The 14,337-nt window shown below is 48.0% G+C and carries 14 protein-coding genes; 13 read left to right on the top strand and 1 reads right to left on the bottom strand.

The features are described from left to right. Nucleotides 1-103 precede the first annotated feature (103 nt). From FC82_RS03685 to FC82_RS03635, 11 genes are all read left to right on the top strand, one after another. The gene (locus FC82_RS03685) at nt 104-445 is read left to right on the top strand and encodes a putative DNA-binding protein (RefSeq protein WP_056996234.1); all 342 of its coding nucleotides are present in this window, start codon (nt 104-106) and stop codon (nt 443-445) included. 19 nt (nt 446-464) lie between these two features. Continuing rightward, on the top strand, nt 465-1,913 hold the full coding sequence (ffh, locus tag FC82_RS03680) for a signal recognition particle protein (protein ID WP_056996233.1): 1,449 nt from the start codon (nt 465-467) through the stop codon (nt 1,911-1,913). An 80-nt stretch (nt 1,914-1,993) separates the two neighbouring features. Continuing rightward, on the top strand, nt 1,994-3,178 hold the full coding sequence (locus tag FC82_RS03675; protein WP_056996232.1) for an AAA family ATPase: 1,185 nt from the start codon (nt 1,994-1,996) through the stop codon (nt 3,176-3,178). Nucleotides 3,179-3,200: 22 nt separating this feature from the next. Then, nucleotides 3,201-4,460, top strand: a complete 1,260-nt coding sequence (locus tag FC82_RS03670) for a vWA domain-containing protein (protein ID WP_054758456.1) — start codon at nt 3,201-3,203, stop codon at nt 4,458-4,460. A 26-nt stretch (nt 4,461-4,486) separates the two neighbouring features. Next, nucleotides 4,487-4,774, top strand: coding sequence for a hypothetical protein (locus FC82_RS03665; protein WP_054758458.1), 288 nt, complete (start codon nt 4,487-4,489; stop codon nt 4,772-4,774). A 90-nt stretch (nt 4,775-4,864) separates the two neighbouring features. Further along, a complete protein-coding gene (gene rpsP / locus FC82_RS03660) occupies nt 4,865-5,140 on the top strand; it encodes a 30S ribosomal protein S16 (protein ID WP_054758460.1) in 276 nt (91 codons plus the stop codon). 15 nt (nt 5,141-5,155) lie between these two features. Beyond that, entirely contained in the window at nt 5,156-5,413 is a 258-nt protein-coding gene (locus FC82_RS03655) for a KH domain-containing protein (protein WP_054707099.1), read from the top strand. 432 nt (nt 5,414-5,845) lie between these two features. Further along, a complete protein-coding gene (gene rimM / locus FC82_RS03650; protein WP_056996231.1) occupies nt 5,846-6,367 on the top strand; it encodes a ribosome maturation factor RimM in 522 nt (173 codons plus the stop codon). A 2-nt stretch (nt 6,368-6,369) separates the two neighbouring features. Then, entirely contained in the window at nt 6,370-7,128 is a 759-nt protein-coding gene (gene trmD, locus FC82_RS03645; protein ID WP_054758462.1) for a tRNA (guanosine(37)-N1)-methyltransferase TrmD, read from the top strand. A gap of 112 nt (nt 7,129-7,240) precedes the next feature. Continuing rightward, nucleotides 7,241-7,603 (top strand): 50S ribosomal protein L19, encoded by a 363-nt coding sequence (gene rplS, locus FC82_RS03640; RefSeq protein ID WP_054758464.1) that lies wholly within the window; start codon nt 7,241-7,243, stop codon nt 7,601-7,603. A gap of 284 nt (nt 7,604-7,887) precedes the next feature. Then, complete coding sequence (locus tag FC82_RS03635; protein WP_056996230.1) at nt 7,888-10,992, top strand: YfhO family protein; 3,105 nt, start codon at nt 7,888-7,890, stop codon at nt 10,990-10,992. A gap of 251 nt (nt 10,993-11,243) precedes the next feature. Here FC82_RS03635 and FC82_RS03630 read toward each other — a convergent pair whose 3' ends face one another. Beyond that, nucleotides 11,244-12,674 (bottom strand): C69 family dipeptidase, encoded by a 1,431-nt coding sequence (locus FC82_RS03630; protein WP_056996229.1) that lies wholly within the window; start codon nt 12,672-12,674, stop codon nt 11,244-11,246. Between the two features lie 182 nt (nt 12,675-12,856). Between FC82_RS03630 and FC82_RS03625 the strand changes: the two genes are divergently transcribed. Further along, a complete protein-coding gene (locus tag FC82_RS03625; protein WP_082620181.1) occupies nt 12,857-13,753 on the top strand; it encodes a YitT family protein in 897 nt (298 codons plus the stop codon). 60 nt (nt 13,754-13,813) lie between these two features. Beyond that, nucleotides 13,814-14,002: a 2-hydroxymuconate tautomerase gene (locus FC82_RS03620; protein WP_054758471.1), complete on the top strand. Its 189-nt coding sequence runs from the start codon at nt 13,814-13,816 to the stop codon at nt 14,000-14,002. The last annotated feature ends 335 nt before the right edge of the window (nt 14,003-14,337 follow it).

Below are 14,337 nucleotides of genomic sequence, written 5' to 3'. Positions count from 1 at the left end.
CAGCTATCGTGAAAAACCGTGTCATAGCGGTCTAAACCGCTTGCCGGAAGCAGTTAAAAATGGTACTCTAGTTGAGTGTATGTAGACAACGGAGGGCGTTATCTTGGAAATTGGAAAAAATTATCGCATCAATTCGCTTTTCGAATTTTATCAGCCGTTACTGACCAAAAAACAGAACGACTATATGCAGCTGTACTATGGCGACGACTATTCACTCGGCGAAATTGCCGAGGACTTTGAGGTCAGCCGTCAAGCCGTTTATGACAATATCCGGCGCACGGAAAAAATTCTCGAAACGTACGAGACAAAGCTGCACCTCTTAGCTGAATTCACGGAACGCAATAAGCTTGCCGATGAGATTCAGGCCTACGTTAAACAACAATACCCAACTGATCAGCGCTTGAACCAACTGGTAAGCCAGTTGGAATCCGCTGAAGAAGAATGAAAGATAGGTGCATTTATCCATGGCATTTGAAGGATTAACTGAACGATTACAAAACGCAATGAAGCGGCTGCGCGGCAAGGGGAAGGTTTCTGACGCCGACCTGCGCGATACCATGCGTGAAATTCGGCTGGCCCTGCTGGAAGCCGACGTTAACTTTGACGTGGTCAAGGACTTTGTCAAAACGGTTCGGGAACGGGCCGTGGGCGCGAAGGTGCTGGAAGGCTTAAATCCTGCACAGCAAATCGTTAAGATCGTTGACGAAGAACTGACCAAGACGATGGGCGAGTCCGCAGTTCCGTTAAATAAATCAGCTAAGATTCCAACCATTATCATGATGGTCGGGCTTCAAGGGGCTGGTAAAACGACCACTGCGGGCAAATTAGCGAACCACCTTAAAACTGACGAAAATGCGCGGCCATTAATGATTGCTGCCGATGTTTATCGGCCAGCCGCCATTGACCAATTAGTGACGGTCGGGCAACAAATCGATGTGCCCGTTTTTGAAATGGGTACCGATACGAACCCCGTTGAAATCGTTCGTCAGGGGTTAGCACAGGCAGAAGAGAACCACAATGATTACGTCTTCATCGATACGGCTGGTCGGTTGCAGATCGACGAACAACTGATGAATGAACTGGCGCAAATCAAAGATCTGGCGCACCCGGATGAAATTATGCTGGTCGTTGATGCCATGACTGGGCAAAACGCCGTGGCCACCGCACAAGGGTTTAACGACAAACTTGACGTGACCGGTGTGATCCTGACTAAACTGGATGGCGATACCCGTGGTGGGGCTGCCCTTTCAATTCGGGCCGTTACTGGCAAACCAATCAAGTTTGTCGGTGAAGGTGAAAAGATGTCCGATTTGGATGTCTTTCATCCCGGCCGGATGGCGTCACGAATCCTCGGAATGGGCGACATGCTGTCCCTGATTGAAAAGACCCAGAAGGAATACGATGAAAAACAAGCTCAGGCACTGACTGAGCGGATCCAGGAAAATTCGTTTGATTTCAACGATTTCTTGGATCAGATGCAGCAGATTCAAAAGATGGGGCCAATGGACCAGATCATGAAAATGATTCCTGGTATGGCCAACAATCCGGCGATGGCAAACGCTAAACTGGATTCAAAGGACATGGACCACACCAAAGCCGTTATCTACTCGATGACGGAACAGGAACGCACTAACCCGGATGTACTGAATCCGTCACGGCGGCGGCGTATCGCTGCTGGTTCCGGCCGGCCGATTCAAGAAGTAAACCGGATGATCAAGCAGTTCAATCAAATGAAAAAAATGATGAACCAAGTGTCCAAGGGGAACTTCTCCGGCATGGAAGGCATGATGGGTCAAGCCGGCATGGGTGGCGCCATGGGTGGTAAAATGGGCCAGATGGCAATGAAACAGATGTCTCGCCGAATTAAAAAGAATAAGAAACGCCGTTCGAATTTGAAGCGGCGCCGCAAGTAATTGAATGATTCACATAGGGGACGAAGACGCAGCCGGCTTCGTCTTCTTTGCTATCATAATTGTGACAAGAAGGTGTTTTTATGCTGAGTTATCAAGATCTGTTAACAGCCATTCCACTAATTATCAAGGCCGGCAATGTGCCAACAATCGTTGGTGAAGCCGGTATCGGCAAGTCGGCCCTAGTGGCAGATGTGGCGCAGGCAATGCAGGCGCGATTATTTACGACGACGGTCAGCTTGTCAGAAAAGGGTGATTTGGCGATTCCGATTCCGCCGCTGACGGACAAAGCGTTTGTACAAACGACGCGTTATGGGGAGTTGGCTGACGTTAAATTTGGGTACACCCACACGCTGATTGAAATCATCCACGCGGCGGAAACACACCCTAATCAGCCGATCATTTGGTTCCTCGATGAGTTTAACCGCGGGACGCAGGCGGTTCAGAGCGAGTTAATGAACCTGGTTTTACAGCGTCAGATCAACACGCTGAAATTACCCGCTCAGGTGCATTTGATTCTTGCCGAAAATCCGGATGCCACCATGGCTGGGTTTGAGCAGAGCGACTACGGTGTCGTGACTGGTGATGCCGCCATCAACGACCGAACTGTCCGGTTAGTGATGACAGCTGATACTTCAGATTGGCTGCGGTGGGCGAAAACGGATAATGGCCAAGGCCAGTCTTTGATTTTGCCAGAGGTGATCCGGTTTATCGAAGAAAACCCGGGGCAGTTGCGACCCGTTCAGCACGATGCAGATCTGTATCCGACACCGCGGGCCTGGGCGCGGGTCTCCGCCAATTTGCAACAGCTCAAGCAGCTGCCTGCCGAACAGCAGACCGCGCTGCGATTGGATATTTTAGCGGGCGACCTTGGCGTTACAGTGAGTCGGGCGTTCGACGCTTACCTGAAGCGTGATGAGCAGGGACTGACCGCAGCGGAAATTTATTCGGGCGATGCGCAAACACCTGCGCTTCCTTCTGAACTCAGCGAACGGTTTGCGCAGTTTAATGCGGGGCAGCAGCAGAGTATTTTAACGGATCTGGTCATGCAGGATGACCAGTATCCGCTGACGAAGGCTGGGCACGCCGGTCGTTTCTTGGCGCTGCTCAAGCAAATGGCTCCGGATGGGCAGTACGCCGTTGCATTGAAAATGGCCGATACGCCACAGTTGCTGGAAAAACTAGCTGATGCGACAGGCCAGCAACCCGTTGCTGACCTCTACCAGATGTTGGCAAAAATCGGCGTTGCTAGCGATGCCGGTGATTAAGGTTTGATGGGAGGTATGACGGATGTCGTTGACCCAACAATTAACTGTACTGCGCCGACAACCCGCAAGCCAGCAGCGTGATCAGGCATGTTTGGCACTGCTCACTCAAGCAACGATGACCCTGCTTGGCAGTCAACGGTTGTACGGTGAATTATTAGTACGGCTTCCTAAAACCTTGGTGCATGGACAGCAGGCGGCACTTCAGCTGCAGGTAAAACCAGCGTTAACACTGGCAGTGGATCCTGACCGGCTGTTAGTACTCTGTCAAACCGGAGCCGCCTTAACTGCGGTGTTAAAGCACGTCCTCGGGCATTTGATCTGGCGGCATTTAGACCGGTATGCTGACCAAACGGATGACCCGCTCGTTCAGCTTGCAACGGACCTGGCCGTCAACGAGTACATTCCCGACTTGCCAAAGGGCGCCGTTTCTCGTACTCAGATCAACTTCCAATACCACTTGAATTTATTACCGAAACAAGATTCAGCAACGTATTTACACGCGTTGAACCAGTCAGATCTTGGTCAAAATAAACGTGGACAAGCGTTTCATTCAGGCCACGATACCCAGCTGCCAACGGTGACACAGCTTGACAGTCATGAGCAGTGGCAAGGGACGGATGATGCTGTAAAAGCGGCCGTTGATCAGCTCCTGAGTGATGCGTGGTTCAATACGCCTGAAAAACAACGAGGGTTGCTGCCAAGTGCCATTCAACAACAGTTACGGGTTATCCAACAGCCGTTGTCGTTTAATTGGCGGCAACTTTTGCAACGGGGACTGGGCAATGCAGTGAGACTGCGTGATGATGCATACAATCGCTTTGATCGGCGGCAACCGTACCGCTTGGAACTACCGGGCAGCCGGGTCAGTACCGTACGGACGGTGGTGGCCTTTGTCGACCAGTCCGGTTCCATGAGCGACACGGAAGTTGCAACGGTGTTAGGACAGGTCATGACCCTGCTCAAACGGTATCAGGACACGCTGATAGTTGTGCCGTTTGATGCCGCAGTTCACGCTGACCAACTGCAACGCGTTCGGCATGCCGGCCAATTACACCAGCAGCGGTTTGGCGGCGGCGGAACGGCCTATCAGCCGATTTTTAACTGGCTGCTGGAACAGGGATACCGCGATGAGAATGCCGTTGCCATGATCTTAACGGATGGCCACGGTGAGGCGCGTGTGGATCAGCACCGGTTCACAAATGTAATCTGGGGATTGACCACGACCGTCAGCGACCTTTCAGTACATCAGCCGATCGGTTCAGTAACGGTCATCCATGTTTAAACGATGCAGAAGGGAGGGTGTCGGCCATGTTAACAGCAAGTGATTGTCGAAGTGTTATTTGGCACGATGCGCGTTACCAGCGAGCCATTAAACTGCTCCAAGATGATTGGCAGTCAGTGGACACTGGTAATCCGTTAATGAGCGAACTGATCATGATTACGGATCTGCAATTTGTTCAAGCGCTCCAATCGGCAAAGTTGGTGCCTGAAAAAATAGATTTCGTGAATTATACGGCGGTCATGCGGTTTTTAAACCAGCATCGCCGCGTTCTATCAACCGCGTCACAACAGTGGTTAACCCAGAATTTTAAATAGATTTAAGGGTGTAAAGAAAAAAACCTTTACAACCCTCTAATTTACTGGTATATTATTTATCGTTGAAAGAATTACAGGAGGTGTCAATGCATGTCAGTTAAGATTCGTTTAAAGCGAATGGGTTCAAAGAAGCGCCCATTCTACCGTATCGTTGTTGCGGACTCACGGAGCCCTCGTGACGGTCGTTTTATCGAAAAAGTTGGGACTTACAACCCACTTGCTGAACCAGCCGTGGTTGAACTTGAAGAAGAATCAATCATGAACTGGTTGAACAATGGTGCCCAACCTTCAGATACTGTTCGGAACATCCTTTCGAACGCCGGTATCATGAAGAAGTTCCACGAAGCTAAGTTTTCCAAGAAATAAGCGAAGTGATCAGGAATGACCGACTTTAAACAACTCATTAAAACAATCGTCACACCGCTGGTAGAGAATCCAGACGCGATTAGTATTGAAGAAGTGGAAACGGATCGTTTCTACGAATTCCATCTAACGGTCGCTGGAGACGACATCGGGCGGGTGATCGGTAAACGGGGCCACGTTGCCTCAGCCATCCGGACAATTGTTTATAGCGTGCGGGTCAAAGGCCCAAAGCGTGTTCGTTTAGTCATTAACGACGAATCAAAGGCTCCCGAATGAAGCGGTTTTAAAGACTGCTTCGTTTGGAGCTTTTTTTGTAAGAGTGCGGAGCAAAACGGTTTGGGCGAAGCGTAAGGTAAAGCGGTCGAAAGGCCCTGAACCTGGGCTTTTTGACCGCTTTACCTTACGCAGTAGCCCCCAGTTTTGCGGAGCACGTTTCGGCAATAGAAAAGCAAAGGAGCACACCAATTCCCGAACTAGAAATTTGTACCAAGGTTGCATGCATGGCCGCCCCTAGCCTTTCGAAACACGTTGCTACCATGCCAAGTGTCGTGCTGGATAATCCAACATAACGGCACCGCGATTGATTGTAGCCGGCCAGCAAAACGAAACGGCAAACTATAGACCAATAAACATCTAACCACTATTAAGATAATAGCCGATAAATCCAACTATAAATAAACAAATCAAAATCAGAAAGGCAGTGAAACCATGTACTACAAAGTAGGCACCATTGTGAACACTCACGGTATTCGCGGCGAACTTAAAGTTGTCGTCAGCACCGATTTTCCGGATCAGCGGTTTAAAAAGGGCAGTGAGTTGGCAGTCTTTAAAAAGGACACTGACACAAAACCGCAGCAGACGGTCACCATTGCGAGCGCCCGCAGTCATAAGGGCTTTATGTTAATTACTCTGGCCGGCTACGCTGACATTAATGAAGTACTCCCGTTGAAGGGCACCACACTCAAGGTTTCAGACGAACAACTGTCTGACAGCGACTTGGATGATGGCCAGTACTACTATCATCAGATCATCGGCCTGGACGTTGTGACAGAAGACGGTGAGCAATTGGGTAAAATCAAGGAAATTATGGCCCCAGGAGCAAATGACGTTTGGGTCGTTACCCGGGCAGACAAAGATGATCTGCTGTTGCCGGTCATCGACCAGGTCGTCAAACATGTTGAACTCGACAAGCACCAAGTTGTTGTCGAGCTGATGGAGGGACTCGAGTAACCATGCGTATCGATGTACTAAGCCTGTTTCCAAATATGTTTAGCGGCCCCCTTCATGATTCAATTGTGGGGAAGGCCCTTGAGCGCGATCAACTCGAATTACAAGTGACTGATTTTCGGCAGTATTCAACGAATAAACACGGCAACGTAGATGACTACCCATTTGGTGGCGGGGCGGGCATGCTGTTGCAGGCCCAGCCCTTGTTTGACGCTTTTGCTGCCACCCAGAAAACCGCCAGTGAAGCGGGAATACCTTCGGGGCGGGTCATTCTTATGGATCCCGCCGGTGTGCCATTTACCCAGAAAGTGGCGGAAGATTTTTCTCATGAAGACCATCTGACGTTCATTTGCGGGCATTATGAAGGGTATGACGAGCGGATTCGAACGCTTGTAACGGACGAGGTCTCCATGGGCGATTACGTGCTCACGGGCGGTGAATTACCAGCCATGGTCATGATCGATGCAATTACGCGGCTGCTGCCGGGCGTACTCGGTAACGATGAATCGGCACCGGGGGATTCATTTTCAACCGGTCTGCTGGAATACCCGCAGTACACGCGGCCGGCCGATTTTCGCGGAATGAAGGTGCCGGATGTGCTGATCAGCGGCAACCACCAAAAAATTGATGAGTGGCGTGAAGCGCAATCGTTAAAACGCACTTTGGAACGGCGGCCAGACTTGCTTAAAAAACTGCAGTTGACCCCAAAGCAGCGTCATTTGCTTCGGGATATTCAAATTGAATTAGACGAAAGTGAAGATTAACCTTTACTCAAGTCCGGAGATATGATAATCTAGTTATTGGCTGTTAAAAGCCACATTAACAACATTCCGCTGTCGAGATGAGAATGAATGTTGGCGAAGGGAAAGATATTTTATGCGTCAAAATCCATTAATCGAAAAGATCAATTCAGATCAATTACGTACCGACATTCCTAACTTCCGCCCTGGTGACACGATCCGTGTTCACGCCAAGGTTGTTGAAGGCACTCGCGAACGTATCCAATTGTTTGAAGGTGTCGTTATCAAGCGTCGCGGTACTGGCATCCAATCAATGTACACTGTTCGTAAAGTGACTAACGGTGTCGGTGTTGAACGGACATTCCCTGTTCATTCACCACGAGTTGCTAAAGTTGAAGTTGTACGTTACGGTCGTGTCCGTCGTGCAAAGCTTTACTACTTACGTGCACTGCATGGTAAGGCCGCTCGTATCCCAGAATCACGTCGTCCTCGTAACTAGGCCCGTTTTTTTGGTACAAATGAAGCACTTGGGGTTAGCGTTAGGCTGACTTTGAGTGCTTTTTTTGTAAGGTTTTCTTGGGCAAGCTTGGCATAAGCCAACACTCACGACACTTATATTGCTTATCATCTTGCACACCAGTCATAATTCTTAAGAAAGTTTATTTTTATTCTTAAGATTCGGCCAGTTTAACCGAGGGTTAAGGACAACCTGTTAATTCGTGGCATAATGGAAGATGGTATGATTGAAACACTGTTTTATTTACTGAAAAGGCGGGAGAATTGATGGAAAAACGCACGTTTAAGATCCCTGTTTGGATCATCTACTCACTGGTTTTTGCGGTGGTAGTTGCCGCAACTTTTGGATTGTTGAGATTTGAGGGATTGACGAATATTTGGCGGGTCGATGGGATCGCCCAGCATTACCCGATCCTGAAAGAGTTTTATGGCATCCTGCACGGCACGGTTCACCAGTCGCTGTTCAGCTGGTCATGGAATCTCGGGCTAGGCGCCGACCAAATGACGAGTTTCGCTTACTACGTTGTTGGTGACCCGTTTGCTTACCTGATCGCACTATTCCCAGCAGATAAAATCGAGTTGGGTTATCAGCTGCTGACGATTGTTCGTCTCTACGCAGTAGGGCTGTCATTTCTTGCACTGGCACGTCAATTGCGGTTCAAGCGGGCCGGGTCACTGCTGGGCGCGTTGATTTACACGTTTAACGGGTTTACGTTCTACGTGAGCTTCCACCACCCGTTCTTTCTGCTGGCCCCATTCTTCTTCCCGTTGCTCTGCCTGGGTGTTGATAAAATTTATAAGGGTAAATCATTCCTGTGGCTGACTGGATTTACAGCCATGGTATTTATTTGCAATCTTTATTTCGCATACTTACTCGGCCTCGGCGCGTTGGTCTTTGCGGCAGCCCGCTATGTTGACCTGAAACGGCGCGGAGAATTAGTGCGTTCTTTTCCACGCTCACTAGGTTATTTTGCGGTGACGATTGCGCTGGCATTGGCCGTCGCTGCCGTGATTCTGCTGCCGACATTATTGGCAATGCTGTCGTCGTCAAGAACAGGCAGCTCGACGTTTGCTAACGGGTTGAAACTCTACCCGCTGGTGTACTATCTAAACTTGCCAAACGCGCTGTTCAATACCACTGGTACGATGTATTACTGGGATGTGATCGGTACAGGGGCGTTGTCCTTTGTGGCGCTTGTGTGGTCGTTCAGACACTTCAAACAATATTTAGCACTCAATGTGACTTTCATCCTGATTGTGCTGGGTGTTTTGGTGCCTGCGTTTGCCGCTTTTATGAACGTTATGAGTACGCCGTCTAACCGGTGGCTGCTGCTTGTCAGCATGCCGTTTGCCCTGGCTGTCGCGCACTTTACGGACCACGTAAGTGAACTGACGACTAAGGACTTTAAGTGGTTCATCATTGCCACCATTGGTCTGTTAGTAATGGTGTTTGTGGGGAACGGCTTTACCTTCCTGCTGCGCCAGAGTCACTATCTGAACTATGGGTGTCTATTCATCTTCATGGTGATTCTGTCATACGGCTACATGCGCTCGATGAACGGGCTGCCTTTTAAAACGATGTTGTTGGCGATAGTTGGTTTAAATGCAATCTCGATTGGAACGAGTTTTTACAGCACTAACTTTAACGTCTCGGTGTCCTATAACGAAATTCCGACTGGCAGTGCAACAAGCTGGGCAAAGAACTTCTTCGACGGCGCAGACAAATTTTTGAAAAAATATGATAAAACATTCTATCGAACATCGATGATGAGCAATTACGACATTTTGAACACGGCCGGCAATAACATTCCCATGCTGTTAGGGACGCATACGATCGAATCGTACTTCTCTGTTCAAAATGGGGCGGTCAACAGCTTCAATAAACAGCTCGACAATAATCAGCAGACCATGAACGACCCGACAAGCGATGCCAATAATCGGACCACAATGTTGAATTTGCTCGGGGTCAAGTACGTGTTTGCCCGCCGAGACGACGTGGCTTTACGGAAATCATTTCCGTATGGGTTTAAACTGGTGCGTGACAAGAACGGTAAAATGGTGAAGTTCTCCAACCGAACCGTTTATAAACTGGAAAATCACTCCAGCACAGTGTTGTTGAAGAACAAGAATGCGTTACCGTTGGCATATATGCAAACCACTCAGTTGAACAGCAACTCATACAAGAAGTTAGCGGGTAACGACAAAGAGCAGGCTCTTTTGACCGGTGCAAAGGTCAATAAGAAAGTTTCAGGTGTTAAAACAACGAGGGCTAAATCGGCTTCGAAGAACGTTTCCTACACCGTTAAATCTCTGAGTGAACCCATCACGACGTTGGCCCAGCTGATTCGTTATCGGTTAACTAATAACAGTGACTTGCGGGTGGCTAATCTTGATCTGAATAAGTATTCCGATGCACAAGTGGTCAAGGAGTTCGCCAAATCAGCTAAATTGGGGACCATTTCAAAACGGGTCAACAAGTTATTGACTGAAAATCAAAACATGGTCACTGAAAACGCGGAAGAAAATAAGAATGGGCTGAAGGTGCTGCGCAGCGACGTCAGCGGTAACCATCAGGCCTACCAGCTCCAGATCAAGAATCCGCAGAAGTACCAAAACTGCGAATTGTATCTGCAAATTAAGGGTATCAAAATTAACCAGACAACGACTCAGTCGAAGCTGACGCAGCTGACGAATCGGATGACATTGCTGGATGAGCCGTCAACGCCTAGTCTGAAAGTGACCCACTGGCGTTATGTGCTGACACATCCGTCTCTCGGCGGTTACCTGGTCAGCATGAACACGGCCACCAGCAGTAACAACCTTGTGCAACTCGGGTATGGCAATATGTCAGACTACGAGAAAAAGAACGGTGCCACGATTAACTTGGGGTATTCTTCACGAAAGGTTGCGCGTCGGATCATCAACATCCGGTTTACTGGTGAAGATGGCATCAGCTTTAAGAGCGTGAAATTGGTCGCTGTGCCGTTTAATAAACAGTACGAAACCAAGATTCATAAACTGCAAAAACAGGGCTTAAAGAAGCTTAAAGTGACGAATAACACCGTTTCGGGTGTTTCGACCACTAAGCAAAACGCGATTTTAACCACGTCGATTCCATACTCCACCGGCTGGCACCTTACAGTTGACGGTAAAGTAACACCAACACAGAAGGTTAATACCGGGTTTGTTGGCGCGAAAGTGACAGGTGGGACGCATAGAATCAAACTCACGTATGAAACGCCAGGACTGGCAGTCGGCAAGTGGCTGACCCGAATTGGCAGTTTTGTCTTTATTGTCATTTTTCTGGTTGAAGGAACGTTACTGATCTTGAGAAGGCGGCCTAAACCAGATACTCGTAGTCACCGTCATTAATAAAAATTAATTAAAGGTCTCACATCATACGCTGTGAATATCGTGATGATGTGGGATTTTTTGGTCAGTAATGCGTTTAAGACAAAAATTTGAAAGATTTGGATGAAATAAAAATAGGTTTCGTCATGGTAAACTACATATCATGATGTTATTAATAATAAGTTACTTTAACCTAATAAAAAAAAACAAACCAGCACCTAAGCAAATAAAAAAACCTGTCACAATCAAAATGCGGCAGATTTTTTTATTGATCACAGATTCAAATCTTGTTTATATTTTAATGGCGAAAACGCAGTTGCTTTTGTGATAAGGTCAGCTGTCAATTCACGATATTTCTTAAGTCCAAGTTCAGCTTGAGCAGTACTAATCTTCGTGAGGTAGGCGGAAAGCTCAACGCCATCCAGTTCCCGGCCGACATTATCAGCTTCGATCACGGCTTGACCGAACTTTTGGTTCAAGTCCTTTTGCAAGTCTGACAGTTGACCGCCGAACTCACGGTAATGACTGTCGACCATTACCCCAGCCTGTTTATAAACCCAGTACGCGGATTCGGCCTGATAGGAGACGACATCGCTTGCCTGATAAGCTGCTGGGGTGGATAGAATACCAGCGTAGAACGGCACGTAGACACTCTGAGCGGCTACACCCATGGCTAACCAGTGAATGCCGGATAATTCAGGTTGAGCAAACTGCCTTAATTGCAGAATGTGGGATTCTTGAGTGGTTGCTAGACTCACTGGGCGGAACCGTTTCCGGTCGGCTTCGTCTCCATTACCGATCGGGTCGTATTCGGTGCCCTGATAGTGGGAACTCAGGAAGGCTTTGGCGTCATCGACAGACAATAAGTCATCTGCTTGGCGGAGAAAGGGTAGTTCATAACTGCCAACGGACTGTTCAACTGCTGGGTTAAACATTTTTTGGCCGTACCACACTCGTGGTAAGTTATAGTAGGTATCCATTTGGTTGGCAGTGCCAAAGATTTTCCGGAAGTTAAAGCCTTGACGACCAGGGTTCAGGACGTGTTCTTTCACAAAATCCTGAATGCCGGGGTGCCACATGAAATTGTCAGGATCGGCGAAATCAATTTCCTGAATCGCCATCTGGTTTGCAATAACGGCATAGCTGTCATCTGGAATCCGTTGGGCGACCCAGTAATGGCCTGAGCCGGTTTCAAAATACCAGGCTTCATCTTTGTCTGCAAACAGGATGCCGTTGGATTCATCAGTGCCGTAGGTTGCCACGATTGTTCCCAGCCGTTTGACACCTTCTCGGGCAGATTTAATGTAGGGCAGTGTCACCGTGATCATCGCTTCTTCGCCGATACCGTTTTTTTCAAGCGGATCCGCGGCTAAAACACGGGTGTTCGCGTAGGTACTTTCAGTGGCACTCATAGCGACACCGTATTCATTGATGCCATCCTCTTCAAACAGACCGTACTTTGTCGTCCATTCCGGCGTTGCCGTGTATTTGGCAGCGTTGGCCGGCAGCGGCATTGAAAAATCGTTATCCTGAGACTTGAAAACCTGGGGCGTGTCATGCGTGACTGCAGGGTGCACCACGAAGTTTTTGGGCCAAGCCGGACGGGAATCTTCGTTGCGGCCAATGATGACGGAGCCGTCCACGGTCGCGTTTTTACCAATCAAGATACTGGTACATGCTGAAAATGGTTCAGTCTGCACAATAATCCCTCCAATTGATTCGTATTTGATACCTGTATTCTATCATTATCAGCTTGCAATAAACATTAACACGCCGTGAACCTGCTCATGATAATTTAACCGGCAATATGGTAGTTTAAGTGGGCTAAGTATGGTTTAATATAAGTCTTGTGTCATTCGAAATAAAACGAAGGGCGGTAATGCACATGCAGTTAAAAATTGATCGCAAGGACATGGCCATCAAGGTGGTCCTCATGGTTGGGTCATCCTTGATCAGCGCGTTTGCCTTAAACGCATTTTTGATTCCCGGCAATATCTTCAGTGCTGGTATCAATGGGGTCTCCCAGATTCTATCCCTCCTCCTAAAAAACGTGTTTCATCTGAGTGTGAACACTGGTTGGCTGATTCTACTGTTTAACATTCCGATTGGCATTCTTGGGTGGGCTAAGATTGGTAGAGGTTTCACGATCTACAGCTTCTTAACTTCCTTTTTGACATCGTTCTTAGCAATTGTGATTCCAATCCACAGTGTGGCGGGGCATAACCCGCTATTAAGCGCGTTGTTTGGCGGTATCTTGACGGGAATCGGTGTGGCTTACCCGTTAAAGTACGGGTTTTCCACCGGTGGCATGGACATCGTCGCAGTAGTTTTAGAGAAAACCACCGGGAAAACGATCGGCACACTGATGATGGTTACGAACTCGGTCATCGTTTTGATTGCCGGTACCAGATTCGGTTGGGAAAACGCGCTCTACACGATTATTTCCATTTATGCCATGTCGCGGGTGGTTGATGCCATCCATACCCGGCATCAGAAATTAACAGCGTTTATTGTAACCACTAAGACTAATGAGGTCATTGATGGGTTGCATGACACACTGATTCGCGGCATTACAATTATGCCGGGCGAGGGTTCGTATAAACGTCGACCAGGTTCGGTCCTGATGGTCGTCATCTCAAGGTACGAACTTTATGAATTGGAACACGTTGTCAAGTCAGTGGATCCGCAGTCTTTTGTAAATTTGGTCAATACAATTGATATTGAGGGCAACTTCTACGATGAGACGGAACAATTAAAAGTTAGAAATCAATCCACTCATTGAAATTTAATAAAAAACCGAGTATAATTTTGAGCAATTAATTAAAAAGGAGCGTTTATAAAAATGCCAATTGTACACATTGACCTCATTGCAGGCCGTTCACAAGAACAACTCAAGAACTTAGTTAAGGACGTTACTGACGCCGTATCAAAGAACACAGGTGCCCCAGAAGAACACGTTCATGTCATCTTAAGCGAAATGGCAACCAACCGCTACAGTGTTGGCGGCGTTTTGAAGAGTGATGAAAAGTAGCAGAGTGCAGAACAAACCGTTTAGATAGTGTAGCAGAAGGGCACCAAGACATAAAATCCCGGGTTTGGATTTTGTGCCTTGGTGCCCTTCTGTGGTTACTATCTGGTTTGTGGCGCACGTTTCGGCTCGAGGGCCAAAGAGCAGTTATGTAGAATGATTCTTGACTGGTTCGTAGCGCACGTTTCAGCTTGAGGACAGAGAAGCAGCTAGCTATGATGGCGCTCACTTGCCGACTTTACGTAACGAGTCCTCAGCCATGCAGAACAAACCAAAACAAAAGGAAACTTTCGCTAGATTAATAACATCTACCAGACTACTGAATACAACGCAGGACA

Origin of the sequence: Secundilactobacillus collinoides DSM 20515 = JCM 1123 (assembly GCF_001435975.1) — a bacterium.
Lineage (GTDB): Bacteria > Bacillota > Bacilli > Lactobacillales > Lactobacillaceae > Secundilactobacillus > Secundilactobacillus collinoides.
This window is presented reverse-complemented; position numbering and strand designations above follow the sequence as displayed.